The following is a 16,408-nucleotide window of genomic DNA, read 5'->3' as shown; positions in this document are numbered from 1 at the left end:
GCGTCCCGCGCCTGAGTCCCGCACCACCGAGCTTTCGGCACCCCCCGAAGAAGACAGAAGGATGTTCACGATGAATCTCCGCAAGGTCAGCGCCGCTGCCGCTACCGTCCTCGCTCTCTCCCTGACCGCTACCGCCTGTGGTTCCGACGACAAGGACAGCGGGTCCGGCGACGGTGACGGTAACGGTAAGAAGATCACCATCGGCATCAAGTTCGACCAGCCCGGCCTCGGCCTGAAGACGCCGGACGGTTACACGGGCTTCGACGTCGATGTCGCGACGTATGTAGCCAAGGAGCTCGGCTACGACGAGAAGGACATCACGTGGAAGGAGACCCCGAGCGCTGACCGCGAGGAGGCCCTCAAGCGTGGTGACGTGGACCTGATCGCGGCCACCTACTCGATCACGGACGAGCGTAAGGAGAAGGTCGACTTCGCCGGTCCGTACCTCCTTGCCCACCAGGACCTGCTGATCCGCGCCGACGACAACATCGCCAAGGGCGCGGACATCAACGGCAAGAAGCTCTGCTCGGTCGCCGGTTCGACCTCCGCGCAGAACGTCAAGAAGAGCATCGCGCCAGACGCCCAGCTTCAGGAGCGCAGCACCTACTCCGAGTGCCTGGATGCCGTCGCGAACGGCACCTTCGACGCCCTGACCACGGATGACTCGATCCTCGCGGGGTACGCGGCGCAGAAGCAGTACGAGGGCAAGTTCAAGCTCGCCGGGCTCAACCTGAGCAACGAGAACTACGGCATCGGCGTCAAGAAGGGCGACACCGAGATGCTGGACAAGGTCAACAAGGCCCTCGAGAAGATGGTCGCGGACAAGGCGTGGGAGAAGGCCGTCACGGACAACTTCGGCCCGGCCAACTACAAGAACGAGCCCGCCCCGAAGATCGGCGACATCGTCAAGTAATCCGGCCCGGCTGACCCGGCTGAGCTCATCGCTGGTACGCCGCCGTTCCCCGGCGGCGTACCAAGCACGCCATCACCACATCCGAGAGCGCGGGAGATCGTGTTCGACTTTCTTGAAGGCTACGACCTACTCGGGGCGTTCTGGGTCACGGTGCAACTCACCGTCTTCTCCGGTATCGGCGCCCTTGTCTGGGGCACGATTCTGGCCGCGATGCGCGTCAGCCCTGTTCCCCTCATGCGCGGTTTCGGTGCCGCGTATGTGAACCTCGTCCGGAACACCCCCCTGACCGTCATCATCGTGTTCACCTCGCTGGGCCTCGCCGACATCTTCAGCGTCACGCTCGGCGCGGGCGGGGACTTCGAAACCCAGAACTTCCGGCTCGCTGTCCTGGGACTGGCCGCCTACACGGCCGCGTTCGTCTGCGAGGCCGTACGGTCCGGCATCAACACGGTGCCCGTCGGTCAGGCTGAGGCTGCCCGTGCGATCGGGCTCAGCTTCACCCAGGTCCTCACGAACATCGTGCTGCCCCAGGCATTCCGCTCGGTCATCGGGCCACTCGCCAACGTACTGATCGCGCTGACCAAGAACACGACGGTCGCGGCGGCCATCGGCGTGGGAGAAGCCGCACTGCTCATGAAGGAAATGATCGAGACCGAGGCACAGTTGCTCCTCATCGCCGTGATCTTCGCGCTGGGATTCATGCTGCTCACGCTGCCCACCGGCCTCGTTCTCGGGTGGTTCAGCAAGCGACTGGCGGTGAAGCGATGAGCTCCGTTCTGTATGACAACCCAGGCCCCGCCGCCAAGCGACGCAACCTGATCTGGTCGATCGTCTTCTTCATCCTCCTCGCTCTGGGGCTCTGGTGGGTCTGGCGCGTCATGGATGACAACGAGCAGTTGGAGTGGGCCAAGTGGCGTCCCTTCCTCGCCGGTTCCGAGGCCTGGACGACGTACCTCCTACCCGGCCTCGTTAACACGCTCAAGGCCGCTGCCCTGGCCATGGTCATCGCTCTGCCGCTGGGCGCGCTCTTCGGCATCGGACGCCTCTCCGACCACCTCTGGGTTCGCATCCCGGCTGGTGCGGTAGTCGAGTTCTTCCGGGCCATCCCGGTGCTCATCCTGATGCTGTTCGCGAACGTCTTCTACGACAAGTTCACCGATATCAGCAGCGAGACACGCCCGCTGTACGCGGTCGTCACGGGTCTGGTGCTGTACAACGCCTCGGTCCTCGCCGAGGTGGTGCGCGCCGGAATCCTGTCGCTCCCCAAGGGCCAGACCGAGGCCGCCAAGGCGATCGGTCTGCGCAAGGGCCAGACGATGCGGACCATCCTGCTGCCGCAGGCCGTGACCGCGATGCTGCCCGCGATCGTCAGCCAGCTGGTCGTCATCGTCAAGGACACCGCGCTCGGCGGAGTGATGATCGGCTTCGCCGAGCTGCTCAACTCCCGCAAGACGGCGGCTGCCTTCTACGCGAGCGTGATCCCCAGCTTCGTCGCCGTCGCGGTGGTCTTCATCGTGCTGAACTTCGCCCTCACGAGCCTGGCCTCCTGGCTGGAGAAGCGGTTGCGCCAAGCTAAGAAGAGCACCGGCGCGGTCGTCGGCGTGGACGCGGTCGGGGAGCTCGCGACACCAGGCGCCCAAGAGCACCCGGACTTCCCCAAGGGTGACCAGCCACCAGACAAACCAGTCTGACGATATGCGCGGGAACGGAGGCAGCGGCGATCACGCCGCTGCCTCCGTCACTTGACGCAAGCACGCGCAATAGGTTGCATACGTTCTGTGATCGTGCACCTTGCTCCAACTGCCGGTAGCGGTACGACCCGTGCACCCCGTACATTCCGTGCGGCCTCCAGTGCGGCAGGAGTCGCTCCGTGGACCCGGTGATCGTCGTCGGGGCGGGGCCTGTCGGGCTCTCGCTCTCCCTCGCCCTGGCCCGCCAGGGCGTTCCCTCCGTCGTGCTGGACGAGGGGCCAGGTAAGGACGAGCAGCGGCCCGCGCGTACGGCCGTACTGCGTCCGGACACCGTGGACCTCGTCGAACGGCTGACTGGGGTCACCTTCAGTGACTGCCGGTGGGCGGGGTGGCGGTCGATGCGGCGCAGACAGGTGATGCGGCGGCTCGCGTTCGAGGACGTCGATATCGCTGAGGACTTCGAGGACTTCGGAGGGCCTGGCGACTCTGGTGACTTCGGTGACTTCGGGGATGGCGAGCGCGGCGGGGACCTCGCGAGCCCATACGGCCTACGCCGTCCGGGGGACGCGGGCGCGCCAGAAGACTCCGAGGATCTGGTGGCCGGCGGGCCGTCGCCCGTGCATGTGGCCCAGCATGTGCTCACCGGCGCTCTGCGGGACGCCGTCGCGGGTGAGCGGCTGATCAAGGTCGCGTTGGAGAGTCGGCTCGATTCCGTGGAGCAGGACGCGGGAGGTGTCACCGCGCACATCAGGGGGCCCAAGGGCACTTGGTGGCGCGGCAGTTACCTGGTTGGCTGCGACGGGCCGCGCTCCACGGTGCGCAAGCTCCTCGACATCCGCTTCCCTGGGCGTACGGCGGTGGAGCGGCGCGCGGTCGCCGCACTGCGTACTGAGCTCCCCTGGCCGGGCGAGGCGGTGCTGCACCGGGCGCCCCCATGGCGTGCCGCTCCCCCGGAGGTCACCGCGCGGCCGCTGGCCGGTGGGGTCTGGCGGCTGGACTGGCTGCTGCCCTCGCGTACGGAACTGGTCACGCCGGACGCTCTGGTGGCCCGGATCAGGGACACCCTGGCTGGCTGGTGCGGGGGGAGCACACCCCCGTACGAACTTCTCGACACCGGGGTGCACACGGTGCACCACCGGCTCGCCCGGCGCTGGCGGGTGGGCCGCTGCTTTGTGGCGGGGGACGCCGCGCATCTGCTGGGCGCGCTGGGCACCCAGGGGGTCGACGAGGGGCTGCGGGACGTCGACAACCTCGCCTGGAAACTGGGGCGGTGCTGGCACCACGGGCCGTCCAAGGCGCTGCTCGACAGCTACCAGGCCGAGCGGCGCACCGCCGTGGCCGCCCGGCTGCGCGCCTGCGACCAGGCACTGCCGATACTGCGTGGCGGAGGAGGCCTGCGCGCCCTCGTGCCGGGCGCGGCACGGGGACACGAGGCGCTGCTCACCGACGGCCACCTGGGACATGGGCCGTTGGGGGCACCGCCCTCCTATGGCGCGTCACCGCTGTCCCCGAAGAGCACCTCGGGAGTCTCGGGGGCCGCGTCCGTGTCCGCGGAGGTGACGGTCGGGACAGGAAGAGGGGCGCCGGTCGCGGACGTACGGGTGACGGCGCCGGACGGCTCCTCGGTACGGCTACGGGATCGGCTGGGGCTCGATCGGCTCCTGGTGGTCCTGGTCGCGCCGGGCACCGGTGTCTGGGAGCGGCGGCACTGGCTCACGGCGGGGGTGATGCCCCGCCTCGCGGGCGCGGTGTCGGCGCTTCCGGTACACGCCGAACTGCTGGTCGCGGAGAGCTACCCGGGCGCCGCCGCGCATACCGTGCTGCTGGTGCGGCCCGACGGCCATCTGGTGACGGCGTTCGCCGGGGTGCGCCCCGCGGAGCTGTACGCGGCGGCGGACACGGCCCGTGGCGGGGAGCCAGTGGCACGGCGAGCCAGGGCCCCGAAGCCCGAGCCTCAGGAACGGTCTGACAGCACACAGGCGGAGCCCCAGGGCACCGCCCCCGCCGCCGACACCGCGTAACGGCCTGCCCCTCCCTCGAGGGGTACGTCGATTCCGCCCCTCTCGGGAGGTGCCTGCCCACCGGAAACCGGCGTGGGCAGGCAGGCACGCGGCCGAGTGGCGAACCTAGAAACCCCCGTACTCCAGGTCCTGCGTGTCCTCGCCCTCTTCTTCCAGCGCCTGCCGCACCACCCGGAGCGCCATGCCCTCCGGGTAGCCCTTACGGGCCAGCATCCCGGCAAGGCGCCGCAGCCGCTTGTCGCGGTCCAGGCCTCTGGTCGCCCGCAGCTTGCGAGCGACCAGGTCGCGGGCGGCCGCCTCCTCCCGTTCGGAGTCGAGCTGCCCGACGGCCTCCGCGATCGTCTCCGCGTCGACGCCCTTGGTACGCAGTTCCCGCGCGAGCGCGCGCCTGGCCAGGCCCCGGCCGTGGTGCCGGGACTCCACCCACGCGTCCGCGAAGGCCGCGTCGTTGATCAGGCCCACGTCCTCGAAGCGAGCGAGGACCTGCTCAGCGACCTCGTCGGGGATCTCCCGCTTACGCAACGCGTCCGCGAGTTGCTTGCGCGTGCGCGGGGTGCCGGTGAGCAGGCGCAGGCAGATCGCCCGCGCCCGCTCAGCGGGGTCGGTCTTCCGCTCCCTGGGCCCACGCGACTCCCCGTCCCCGGCCCTCGACGCGTCAGGGGAGCCGCTGTCCCGCGTGCCAGCGGCCCGTCGGCGGCCACCGCGCCGACCGCCGCCGAGCGAACCGTCGTCACTCGGTCCGCCTTCCTGGTCGCCAAAGGCCCGACGCCGACCAGCACCACGTCGGCTGCCGCCGCCCGGCCGCCCTGCCGGGCCGCCCTCCTGGTCCTGGCCCAGGGCGTCGCCGGGTGGGCCATCGCCCCACAGTCCGTCGCCCAGCTCGCCCTGGCCCCGGGAGCCACTACGCGAGGACGTCGACCAACTGCCCAGCGGCCCCGCGTCCGCCGGGCCGAAGCCCTCAGGCGGCCCGTGCTCCTCCGGCCAGTCCGTTCGCCGTACCACGGGCTAGCTCTTGGCCGGCGCGGCCTTGGTCGCCTTGACCTTGGAGGCCGGTGCGGGCACCGACTTGGCCGCCGCGTCCTTGGCGTCCTTCGCGTCCTTGGCCACACCGTCGAGGGGGGTCGCGCCCGGCTCGCCCTCCTTCTCCTTGCTCTCGGGCTTCACCCCGACGCCCAGCTTCTCCTTGATCTTCTTCTCGATCTCGTCCGCGAGATCGGGGTTGTCCTTCAGGAAGTTGCGGGCGTTCTCCTTGCCCTGCCCAAGCTGGTCACCCTCGTACGTGTACCAGGCACCGGCCTTGCGCACGAAGCCGTGCTCCACACCCATGTCGATCAGGCCGCCCTCGCGGCTGATGCCATGGCCGTACAGGATGTCGAACTCGGCCTGCTTGAAGGGCGGCGCGACCTTGTTCTTGACGACCTTGACGCGGGTGCGGTTGCCGACCGCGTCGGTGCCGTCCTTGAGGGTCTCGATCCGGCGGATGTCGAGCCGCACCGAGGCGTAGAACTTCAGCGCCCGGCCACCGGTCGTGGTCTCCGGGGAGCCGAACATGACGCCGATCTTCTCGCGGAGCTGGTTGATGAAGATCGCGGTGGTCTTGGACTGGTTGAGCGCGCTGGTGATCTTCCGGAGCGCCTGGCTCATCAGACGGGCCTGCAGACCCACATGCGAGTCGCCCATCTCGCCCTCGATCTCCGCCCGCGGGACCAGGGCCGCGACAGAGTCGATGACGATCAGGTCGAGCGCGCCGGAGCGGACCAGCATGTCGACGATCTCGAGCGCCTGCTCACCGTTGTCCGGCTGGGACAGGATGAGGTTGTCGATGTCGACGCCGAGCTTCTTCGCGTACTCCGGGTCGAGGGCGTGCTCGGCGTCCACGAAGGCGACCTGGCCGCCCGCCTTCTGCGCGTTGGCCACGGCGTGCAGCGTCAGCGTCGTCTTACCGGAGGACTCCGGTCCGTACACCTCCACCACACGGCCGCGGGGGATGCCGCCGACACCGAGGGCGATGTCGAGCGCGGTCGACCCGGTGGGGATGACCTCGATGGGTTCGTTCGGCCGCTCGCCCATGCGCATCACGGCGCCCTTGCCGAATTGCCGTTCAATCTGTGCGAGCGCGGCGTCCAGCGCCTTCTCGCGGTCAGTTCCTGCCATGGGTTCCACCCGATTTGCTTGAGTCGATCGCTTCACGTCCACGACGCTAACGCCTGCCACTGACAATGCGCCCCGAGGTCGGCCCCGGCCTGTGGATAACCCGCCGGGAGACCCCGGAAAATCCGGGCTGGAGCAGGGCCAGAGATCCCATCAGAATGGATGTTCGATTTTTGTGTCAAGCGCACCACGCGCCCGCCCCGCCCCGTCCACCCGGGCAGTCGGGGTCGCTCATCGCCATCAGCCGCACGCCGAGGAGGACTGATCAGCGCCGCTCGGGTGGCACGCCCATCGACGTGCAAACCGCGCGCCAGACGTCCTTCGCCTCAAGGCCCGCGGCCAGCGCCTCGTGCACGGTGCGCCCACCGAGCTCCGACATCACATGATCGCTCGCGAAGGACTCGACGTAGCCCGCACCAAAGTGCTCCGCCATCCGCTCCCAGAAGACCGTCAACCGCATGCGTTACTCCGTACCCACTGTGACCTGCGTCTTTCCTGCCCCTCCTGGCCCTGCGCAGCCACCAGGGGGCCCCGGGGGAGTCCGCCTCCCCGCATGAGGTGTGTGTATGTACGCAGGGTAAACCTGGAGGGCCCGGTGAAACTTCCACTGACCTTGCCTCGTCCCCTTACGTGCCGAGGCAACCGCAGACGGGTACTCCTCCCCCGTTCGGAACACATGGAGGGAAGACGCTGTGAGCGGCAAGAGGATCGTGATGACGGGAGCAACCGGGAACCTTGGCACAGCGTGGCGAAACAGCTGCATGAAGATCCGCGCGTCGAGTCGATCCTGAGGATCGCCCGCAGAGTCCCCAACTGGGCACCCCCGAAGACGGTGGTCTTGGACACCCTCGGTCTCGTCTCCGCAGGCACCCCTTGGACCACACCACCAGGAGGAACCAGTGTCATACCCGCAACACCTGCTCACCCCCGAGGAGAAGCTCGCCGACGCGAAGAAGCAGTTGAGCCTCCCGCGTATCGTCGTGATCTGCGGCTCCACCCGCTTCATGACCGAGATGAGCGAGGCCGACCTGCGGGAGACCAAAGCCGGAAAGATTGTCGTCAAACCGGGCTGTGACATGAAGTCGCCGCACGAACTTTGGTCCGATCCTGTCGAGGCCGAGGCGCTGAAGGTTCGACTCGACGATCTGCACCGGGCGAAGATCCGGCTCGCTGATGAGGTGCTCGTTGTCGGCGACTACATCGGAGACAGCACCCGAGCCGAAATCGCCTACGCCCGGTCGCTGGGCAAGCCCGTGCGGTTCACGCACCCCGAAGTCGACCCTGACGCCTGACCGCCCGCTGCCACCATCTAGCGGCTGCCCCACAACTTTCCGCACGGCCCAGGAGCCGACGGGGTGCCCCGGGGGCCCGGCGGCCCCGGGCAGGCGGCAAGGGACGCAAGCCGACGCGGTCGGTCTGGCACAGGGACGTTTGCGGGTGCCCGGTCCGGCAACTCGTGAGGGAGGCCGGATGGGGCGGTCTTGAGGGTATTGGGGACACATAGGGAGGCGCCGCGATCGCGGCGCCTCCCTATGTCGGTTGGCCGGGTCTCTACCGGCCGGCCTTCTTCGCCCGGTCCGCCGCCTTCGAAGCCACCTCCTGCACCTGGCCCTGCGCTTGCTCGGCGCGCCCTTCCGCCGTCATACCCTTGTCGTCCATGGCCTTACCCGCGGCCTCCTTGAACTTGCCCTTGGCCTGCTTCGCCTTACCCTTTGCCTTACTCATGGTGAGCACTCCTCGCTCTGTGTAGGGGCGCTTCAACCCTGCGCTGGCCGGGCGAGGCTCGCAACCGCTGCGCCTCCGGGCCCCCTGGCGGCCTGGCGGCCTTTCGCCGCGCTTGGATCTCGTCAACCGCATGCCCCCGGTATCACGCCCCTAGGAGTGCACCACGGGCCGAGGGGCTGCCCCTGGGCGCCAACCGCCCTACGGTCGGTGCATGCCTGAATCCGTAGCCGGAGCGCCCACAGGCTCCGCTGACTCCCCGCGTCCCACACGCTCACGGCTCGCCCGTGCCGAACGGTTCGTCTGGCTCACCGCGCGCGTGCTGGAGCAGCGCCGCTTCGCCCACCATTTCCTCGGCGGGTCCGCGGACGCGGTCGAGGCCGCCCTGTCCGCGTACCGCAACGAGGACGAGGGGTACGGCCACGGGCTCGAACCTGACCTGCGCGGCCCCGTCAGCCAGCCGCTGCACACGGCGCACGCGCTGCGCGTCCTGGATGCCATCGGGCGCTGCGGCGGGCAGCGCGTGGAGCGGGTGTGCCGCTACCTCTCCGAGGTGTCGACCTCCGATGGCGCGCTTCCCGCGATCCATCCCAGCCAGCGCGGCTACCCGACGGCTCCGTTCGTGCCGGTCGTCGACGATCCGCCGAGCGACCTGCTCGCCACCGGCCCCGTGGTGGGGCTGCTGCACCGCAACAAGGTATGGCACGCCTGGCTGTTCAGGGCCACGGATTTCTGCTGGACGGCCGTCGAGACCCTGGGGAAGTCCCACCCGTACGAGGTCCACGCGGCCGTCGCCTTCCTGGACGGCGCCCCGGACCGGTCGCGCGCCCAGGCAGCGGCCGACCGGCTCGGCCGCCTCGTCAGGGAGCAGCGCCTCGCGGTGCTCGACCCGGAGCGGCGCGCCGAGTACCCCGTGGCGCCGGGCTACGCACCGGGCGAGCACCACTTCCCGCACGACTACGCGCGCGTGCCCGAGTCGATGGCCCGTTCCTGGTTCACCGACGAGGAGATGGCGCGCTCGCTGGACTTCCTTCAGAGCGAGCAGCAGGAGGACGGCGGCTGGCCCATCACCTGGCGCCAGTGGGCTCCGAGCGCGGCCATGGAGGCACGGCCGATCGTCACCCTTGAGGCACTGCGCACCCTGCGGGCCTATGGGCGCGCCCTGGGCTGACGGCCGCCGACCCAGGGTCAGCCTCCGATGGCCCGTACGCCCGCGGTAACCACGACGGCCGCCGCGATGATCACCAGGAACGGTGCGCGCAGCAGCAACGCGACCGCCGCCGCGGCGAGCCCCGCCGCCTTGGCGTCCAGCACCATCTGGCTGCCGTCGGCGAAGGTCTGCTGCGCGGTGAGCGCGGCCAGCAGGGCGACGGGCAGCAGCGCGGCCATGCGCTTGACCAGCGGGCGCTCGACGACGCCCGCTGGCACCAGCAGGCCCAGCAGTTTCACGGCGTAGCAGCCGACCGCGGTCACCGCGATCGCGATCCAGATGGTCATCTACCGGTCCCTTCCGTGGTGGTGCGACGGCCTTGTACGAAGAGCACGAGGGGTGCCGCGAGCGCGGCCACCAGCACCGGAACCCCGGCGGGCAGCACCGGCAGCAGGCCGAGTCCAAGGAGCACGGCGAGCGCGGCGACGGCACGCTCGGTGGCCGTACGCAGCATCGGCGCGAGCAAGGCGAGGAACGTCGCGGGCCCCGCGGCGTCGAGCCCCCATGCCTCGGTGTCTCCGATGGCCTCGGCACCCAGGGCGCCCAGCAGTGTGGTCAGGTTCCACAGCACGTAGAGGGTGAGTCCGGTGACGGCGAAGCCGATGCGGCGGGCGCGCCGGGTGGGCTGGGCGAGCGTAACGGCGGTCGTCTCGTCGATGACCCAGTGCGCCCCGAAGGGGCGTACCCAGCGCGGCATCGCGAGCAACTGCGACAGGCGCAGCCCGTAGAACGCGTTGCGCATGCCGAGGAAGAACGCGCCCGCGGCCGCGGTGACCGGATTGCCGCCGCCCGCCAGCGCACCGACGAGTGCGAACTGTGAGGCGCCGGTGAAGACCAGCAGGCTGAGCGCGCAGGCCTGGAGCAGGCTCAGGCCGTTACCGACAGCGGTCACGCCGAAGGCGAACCCGGACAGGCCTACGGCGATGCCTACGCCGAGTGAGTCCCGTACGACGGCGGAATCCGGCTTCTCCGCCGCACCCGGTTCGCCGACGTGAGGTCCGGCCTCGGGGTGTGGCGCTTGTGTCGCTATGACTGCTGGCTGTTCTCCCACGCCCGTGACGCTACGTGGATGCCCGTGGCCTGGTCTTGTACGTTCTTGCGCCCCCCGTTGGTACGCCCTCGTTGGTACGCGCCCGGGGGCACTCCGACGATCCGCGTGAAGTGCCGGTTGAGGTGCGGCTGATCCGTGAACCCGACGGCAACAGCCACCTGGGCGGGGGCGGTGCCCGCGTCCAGCAGCCCACGGGCGCGACGCACCCGGGCGTCGGTGAGCCAGGTGTGCGGTGGCATTCCGTACGCCGCTTTGAAGGCACGCGACAGCGCGAAGGGGCTGGTGCCGAGGTCCCGCGCCAGCTGGTCCAGGGATGGCGGGTCGACTATCCGCTCCTCCAGCACCGCTCGTGCGCGGGCCACGTCGCGCGTACCCGCCGTGAGCGGACGGCGCGCGGGAAGGCGGCCTCCGTGACCGCGCAGCAGCCGCGCCGTGACCAGCCGCAGCAGACTGTCCGCCGCCAGCGCGTTGCCCGCCTCGGCCGCGCGGTGTACGGCGACGACCAGCCGGGCCGCGTACGGGTCGTCTACGACGGGGCTGGTGAAGGCCACCGAGCCGCGCAGGGAGGTGGTGTCGGCGGCGATCGACTCGACGAGTTCGGCGGTCGGGTACAGGGTGCGGTAGGTCCAGCCCTCGGGGACGCCCGCGTGACCGGTGTGCGAGGTGTCCGGGTTAACCACGGCGAGCTGCCCTGGCGCCGCGTGCACCAGCTCGTCGCGGTGGTGGAACGCCTCGACGCCTTCGGTGATCGCTGCGAAGACGAAGGTCTCGTGGGTGTGCCGGGCGAACGTCTTGTGGATGTAGCGGGCGTGCAGGAGGTCCACTCCGGGCAGGTCGGGGTACTGCCAGTACCGCGCCTGCTCCGCTGCCGCCATGCGTCCATTGTGTGGCACGGGACAAGTGGTCCGGCCCGTGGATTTCCCCAGGTCCGGGCGATTGTCAGTGGTGCGGTGCACGATGGGGACCATGACCGGGAAAGCGCTCGACTCGTTCTCCCTCGCGACCCGCAGTTGGTTCACGGGGGCCTTCTCCGCGCCCACGGCCGCCCAGGAGGGCGCCTGGCGGGCGATCGGAGAGGGGTCGGACGTGCTGGTCGTGGCTCCGACCGGTTCGGGCAAGACGCTGGCCGCCTTCCTCTCCGCGCTCGACTCGCTCGCCAGCACACCGCCGCCCGCGGACCCCAAGAAACGCTGCCGGGTGCTGTACATCTCACCGCTGAAGGCCCTCGCGGTCGACGTGGAGCGCAATCTGCGCTCTCCGCTGACCGGCATCCGGCAGGAGTCCGTGCGCCTGGACCTGCCGGAGCCCGAGGTGAGGGTGGGAATCCGTTCCGGGGACACCCCGGCCGCTGAGCGGCGCTCCCTGGCGACCAAACCACCAGACATTCTGATCACCACCCCCGAGTCGCTGTTCCTGATGCTGACCTCGGCCACCCGGGAGGCCCTGACAGGCATCGAGACCGTGATCCTGGACGAGGTGCACGCGGTGGCGGGCACCAAGCGCGGGGCGCATCTGGCGCTCTCCCTGGAGCGGCTGGACGAGTTGTTGCCGCGCCCGGCCCGCCGCATCGGCCTGTCGGCGACGGTCCGCCCGGTGGACGAGGTGGCGCGGTATCTCTCGCCGCGGCGCCGGGTGGAGATCGTCCAGCCGCCGTCGGGCAAGGAGTTCGACCTCTCGGTGGTCGTCCCGGTGGAGGACCTGGGGGAGCTGGGTGGTTCACCGGCCACCGGCTCCGGCCAGGACGAGGGCGAGCGCCCCTCCATCTGGCCCCACGTCGAGGAGAGGATCGCCGACCTGGTCCAGGCGCACCGCTCCACGATCGTCTTCGCCAACTCCCGGCGCCTCGCGGAGCGGTTGTGCAACCGCCTCAACGAGATCGCCTACGAACGGGCGACAGGTGAGCCGCTCCCCGAGGCCCACTCTCCCGCCGAGCTGATGGCCGAGTCGGGCGCCGCCAAGGGCGCCCCGCCGGTCCTGGCCCGCGCACACCACGGCTCGGTCTCCAAGGAACAGCGCGCCCTGGTCGAGGAGGACCTCAAGGCGGGGCGCCTCCCAGCCGTCGTGGCCACATCGAGCCTGGAGCTGGGCATCGACATGGGCGCGGTGGACCTGGTGGTGCAGGTCGAGTCTCCCCCGTCGGTCGCCTCCGGACTGCAGCGCGTCGGCCGGGCCGGGCACCAGGTGGGCGCGGTCTCCACGGGCGTGGTCTTCCCCAAGTACCGCGGCGATCTGGTGCAAGCCGCCGTGGTCACCGAGCGGATGCGCACGGGCGGCATCGAGTCGCTCCGGGTGCCCGCCAACCCGCTGGATGTGCTGGCCCAGCAGCTCGTCGCCATGGTCGCCCTCGACACCTGGCAGGTGGACGATCTCCTGGCGGTAGCCCGCCGGGCGGCACCCTTCGCCGCGCTCCCGGAGTCCGCGTTCCACGCGGTCCTGGACATGCTCGCGGGCCGCTATCCGTCCGACGCGTTCGCCGAGCTGCGCCCGCGCGTCGTGTGGGACCGGGTCGCCGGTACGGTCACCGGGCGCCCCGGCGCGCAGCGCCTCGCCGTCACCTCGGGCGGCACGATTCCCGATCGCGGGCTGTTCGGCGTGTTCCTCGCGGGAGCCGACCCGAAGAAGGGCGGTGGCCGGGTCGGGGAGTTGGACGAGGAGATGGTCTACGAGTCCCGGGTCGGCGATGTGTTCACCCTCGGCACCAGCTCCTGGCGCATCGAGGACATCACCCGCGACCGTGTCCTGGTCTCACCCGCGCCAGGCGTCCCCGGGCGGCTGCCGTTCTGGAAGGGCGACCAGCTGGGCCGCCCGCTGGAACTGGGCCGCGCGCTGGGCGCGTTCCTGCGCGAGATCGGTGGAGCCCCCGCGCAGGAGGCCCGGCGGCGGCTGGCGGACGCGGGCCTGGACACCTGGGCGGCGGACAACGTCCTCGCGTATCTCGACGAGCAGCGCAAGGCCTGTGGCCATGTGCCGGACGACCGGACCATCGTGGTCGAGCGCTTCCGTGACGAGCTCGGCGACTGGCGCGTCGTGGTGCACTCCCCCTTCGGCGCCCAGGTGCACGCCCCGTGGGCGCTGGCCCTGGCAGCCAGACTCACCGAGCGGTACGGCATGGACGCGCAGGTCGTGCACGCCGACGACGGCCTGGTGCTACGGCTACCCGACGCCGACCTGCTGGGACTCGATCTCCTTGACCAGGAGCCCTCGAAACCCGGCCTGGAGTACGACTCGGAGCAGGCTCCGGTTGGCGCCGCCGATGTCGCCTTCGACCAGGGGGAGGTCCATCAGCTCGTCACCGACCAGGTGGGCGGCTCGGCCCTGTTCGCCTCCCGTTTCCGTGAGTGTGCCGCCCGCGCCCTGCTGCTGCCGCGCCGCAACCCGGGCAAGCGCACCCCGCTGTGGCAGCAGCGCCAGCGCGCCTCGCAGCTCCTCCAAGTGGCCAGCGAGTTCGGCTCGTTCCCGATCGTCCTGGAGGCCGTGCGTGAATGCCTCCAGGATGTCTTCGACGTCCCCGGGCTCACGGACCTCATGGGTGACATCGAAGCCCGCCGTGTCCGCCTGGTCGAGGTGACCACTCCCGAGCCGTCGCCTTTCGCCCGCTCGCTGCTCTTCGGCTATGTCGCACAGTTCCTCTACGAGGGAGACTCACCGCTCGCCGAGCGGCGCGCCGCTGCCCTGTCGCTGGACTCGCGCCTGCTGGCCGAACTCCTCGGCCAGGCCGAACTACGCGAACTCCTGGACGCCGAGGTACTCACCGAGCTGGAACGCGAGGTGCAGTGGCGCACCGACGACCGGCGCGTCAAGGACGCCGAAGGCGTGGCCGACCTGCTGCGACTGCTCGGCCCACTCACCGCGGAGGAGCTGGCCGAGCGCGGCGCCGACCCGGACTGGGCCGGGCAGCTGGGCAGGGCTCGCCGGGCCATCCGGGTCCGTATCGCGGGGGCCGACCACTGGGCGGCGATCGAGGACGCGGGCCGCCTGCGTGACGCGCTCGGCACAGCCCTTCCCGTGGGGGTGCCAGAGGCGTTCACCGAACCAGTCAAGGACCCGCTCGGCGACCTGCTCGCCCGCTACGCCCGTACGCACGGCCCGTTCACCTCGGTCGCCGCGGCCGCCCGCTTCGGCCTCGGCACGGCCGTGACCGAAGGCGCCCTCCAGCGCCTGGCCGCCCATGGCCGTGTCGTACAAGGCGAGTTCCACCCGGCCGGGATCGGCCAGGAGTGGTGCGACGCCACCGTCCTCAGACGGCTCAGGCGCCGCTCCCTGGCCGCCCTGCGCCAGGAGCTGGAGCCGGTGCCGCCCGCCGCGCTCGCCGGGTTCCTGCCTCAGTGGCAGCACCTGGGCGGGCACGGGCTGCGGGGCATCGACGGACTGGTGCGCGCCATCGAGCAGTTGCAGGGCGCCACGGTCCCCGCGTCGGCGCTGGAGAAACTCGTGCTGCCGTCCCGCGTGCAGGGCTACACCCCCGCGCTGCTCGATGAACTCACCACCACCGGAGAGGTGGTGTGGGCGGGGGCCGGGGCGCTGCCCGGCAAAGACGGCTGGCTGTCGCTGTATCTGGCCGACTCCGCACCCCTGCTGCTGCCCGAACCCCACCCGCTGGAACTCACCGCGCTCCACCAGTCCGTTCTGGACGCGCTCTCGGGCGGGTACGGCCTGTTCTTCCGTCAGATCACCGACCAGGTCCGCGCCACCACCCACCCCGACGCCACCGATCCACAACTGGCCGACGCGCTCTGGGAGCTGGCCTGGTCCGGACGGCTCACCAACGACACCCTCGCCCCGATGCGCTCCCTGCTCGGCTCAGGCCGCACCGCCGGCTCGACCGCGCACCGCGCCAAGCGCACCGTCCCCCGCGGCCGGTACGGCTCGCTCACCGGCGCCGCCCGCCCGGTGTCGCGCACCGGCCCGCCGACCGTCGCGGGCCGCTGGTCGCTGCTCCCGGACCGCGAACCCGACGCCACGACGCGCGCCCACGCCCGAGCGCGTACGCTCCTCGACCGCCATGGCGTCGTCACCGGGGGCGCGGTCGCCGCGGAGGGGGTCGAGGGCGGCTTCGCGGCCACGTACCGCGTCCTGTCCGCCTTCGAGGACAGCGGTCAGGCCCGGCGCGGCTATGTCGTCGAAGGTCTCGGCGCGGCCCAGTTCGCGATGGACGGCGCGGTGGACCGGCTGCGTGCGGCGGCGAACGCCCGCGACCGCGGCGACAGCCACGAAGGTCCGCGTGCGACGGTCCTCGCGGCGGCCGACCCGGCGAACGCCTACGGCGCGGCGCTTCCCTGGCCGGAACCTCCCGCGCAGGCCAGCCACAAACCAGGCCGTAAGGCGGGCTCGCTGGTCGTCCTGGTCGACGGCGTCCTCGCGCTGTACATGGAGCGCGGCGGCAAGTCCCTCCTCGCCTGGCCCACCGACCCCGAGGACGAGACCGCGGCGGACGACTCCCGGCTCCACACCGCCGCCGCGGCCCTGGCGTCCGCGGCCAGCGCGGGAGCCCTCGGCACGGTCACCGTGGAGCGCATCAACGGCGCGGCCGCCCTGACCTCCCCGCTCGGCCGCCTGCTGGAGTCCGCGGGCTTCCACGCCACCCCGCGCGGCCTGCGCATGCGCGCGTGACGCGGGCGGGCGTGACCCGGGCGCGCGTGACGCGGGAGA

At 70.8% G+C, this 16,408-nt stretch carries 14 protein-coding genes; 7 read left to right on the top strand and 7 right to left on the bottom strand.

Annotated features, from left to right (window positions below):
• Positions 1-70 precede the first annotated feature (70 nt).
• The 4 genes from GCN81_RS21840 (at position 71) to GCN81_RS21825 (ending at position 4,625) form a co-directional block, all read left to right on the top strand.
• Positions 71-913 (top strand): glutamate ABC transporter substrate-binding protein, encoded by an 843-nt coding sequence (locus tag GCN81_RS21840; protein WP_156726352.1) that lies wholly within the window; start codon positions 71-73, stop codon positions 911-913.
• 99 nt (positions 914-1,012) lie between these two features.
• Positions 1,013-1,681, top strand: coding sequence for an amino acid ABC transporter permease (locus GCN81_RS21835; RefSeq protein ID WP_156726351.1), 669 nt, complete (start codon positions 1,013-1,015; stop codon positions 1,679-1,681).
• On the top strand, positions 1,678-2,604 hold the full coding sequence (locus GCN81_RS21830) for an amino acid ABC transporter permease (protein ID WP_156726350.1): 927 nt from the start codon (positions 1,678-1,680) through the stop codon (positions 2,602-2,604). The genes GCN81_RS21835 and GCN81_RS21830 overlap by 4 nt, the downstream gene beginning before the upstream one ends.
• A gap of 179 nt (positions 2,605-2,783) precedes the next feature.
• Complete coding sequence (locus GCN81_RS21825; RefSeq protein WP_156726349.1) at positions 2,784-4,625, top strand: FAD-dependent monooxygenase; 1,842 nt, start codon at positions 2,784-2,786, stop codon at positions 4,623-4,625.
• Between the two features lie 105 nt (positions 4,626-4,730).
• On the opposite strand, the gene recX is transcribed toward GCN81_RS21825, so the two are convergent.
• The 3 genes from recX to GCN81_RS21810 form a co-directional block, all read right to left on the bottom strand.
• Positions 4,731-5,627, bottom strand: coding sequence for a recombination regulator RecX (gene recX / locus GCN81_RS21820; protein ID WP_407698003.1), 897 nt, complete (start codon positions 5,625-5,627; stop codon positions 4,731-4,733).
• A 3-nt stretch (positions 5,628-5,630) separates the two neighbouring features.
• On the bottom strand, positions 5,631-6,779 hold the full coding sequence (recA, locus tag GCN81_RS21815) for a recombinase RecA (RefSeq protein WP_156726348.1): 1,149 nt from the start codon (positions 6,777-6,779) through the stop codon (positions 5,631-5,633).
• Positions 6,780-7,041: 262 nt separating this feature from the next.
• A complete protein-coding gene (locus GCN81_RS21810; protein ID WP_156726347.1) occupies positions 7,042-7,236 on the bottom strand; it encodes a DUF3046 domain-containing protein in 195 nt (64 codons plus the stop codon).
• 439 nt (positions 7,237-7,675) lie between these two features.
• On the opposite strand from GCN81_RS21810, the gene GCN81_RS21805 reads away from it, so the two are divergent.
• Entirely contained in the window at positions 7,676-8,068 is a 393-nt protein-coding gene (locus GCN81_RS21805) for a hypothetical protein (protein ID WP_156726346.1), read from the top strand.
• A gap of 259 nt (positions 8,069-8,327) precedes the next feature.
• On the opposite strand, the gene GCN81_RS21800 is transcribed toward GCN81_RS21805, so the two are convergent.
• Positions 8,328-8,501, bottom strand: coding sequence for a CsbD family protein (locus tag GCN81_RS21800; RefSeq protein ID WP_156726345.1), 174 nt, complete (start codon positions 8,499-8,501; stop codon positions 8,328-8,330).
• 211 nt (positions 8,502-8,712) lie between these two features.
• Between GCN81_RS21800 and GCN81_RS21795 the strand changes: the two genes are divergently transcribed.
• A complete protein-coding gene (locus GCN81_RS21795; protein WP_156726344.1) occupies positions 8,713-9,669 on the top strand; it encodes a hypothetical protein in 957 nt (318 codons plus the stop codon).
• A gap of 17 nt (positions 9,670-9,686) precedes the next feature.
• On the opposite strand, the gene GCN81_RS21790 is transcribed toward GCN81_RS21795, so the two are convergent.
• From GCN81_RS21790 to GCN81_RS21780, 3 genes are read right to left on the bottom strand one after another with little or no spacing between them, the layout of a single operon-like run.
• On the bottom strand, positions 9,687-9,995 hold the full coding sequence (locus GCN81_RS21790) for an AzlD domain-containing protein (RefSeq protein WP_156726343.1): 309 nt from the start codon (positions 9,993-9,995) through the stop codon (positions 9,687-9,689).
• The gene (locus GCN81_RS21785; RefSeq protein ID WP_156726385.1) at positions 9,992-10,738 is read right to left on the bottom strand and encodes an AzlC family ABC transporter permease; all 747 of its coding nucleotides are present in this window, start codon (positions 10,736-10,738) and stop codon (positions 9,992-9,994) included. Before GCN81_RS21785 ends, GCN81_RS21790 begins: the two co-directional genes overlap by 4 nt.
• Complete coding sequence (locus GCN81_RS21780) at positions 10,735-11,634, bottom strand: AraC family transcriptional regulator (protein ID WP_156726342.1); 900 nt, start codon at positions 11,632-11,634, stop codon at positions 10,735-10,737. Before GCN81_RS21780 ends, GCN81_RS21785 begins: the two co-directional genes overlap by 4 nt.
• 91 nt (positions 11,635-11,725) lie before the next feature.
• Between GCN81_RS21780 and GCN81_RS21775 the strand changes: the two genes are divergently transcribed.
• On the top strand, positions 11,726-16,369 hold the full coding sequence (locus tag GCN81_RS21775; protein WP_156726341.1) for an ATP-dependent helicase: 4,644 nt from the start codon (positions 11,726-11,728) through the stop codon (positions 16,367-16,369).
• The last annotated feature ends 39 nt before the right edge of the window (positions 16,370-16,408 follow it).

The organism is Streptomyces apocyni (assembly GCF_009739465.1).
GTDB lineage: Bacteria > Actinomycetota > Actinomycetes > Streptomycetales > Streptomycetaceae > Streptomyces > Streptomyces apocyni.
The sequence above is the reverse complement of the archived record's forward strand: the minus strand, read 5'-3'. Positions and strand labels throughout refer to the sequence as shown.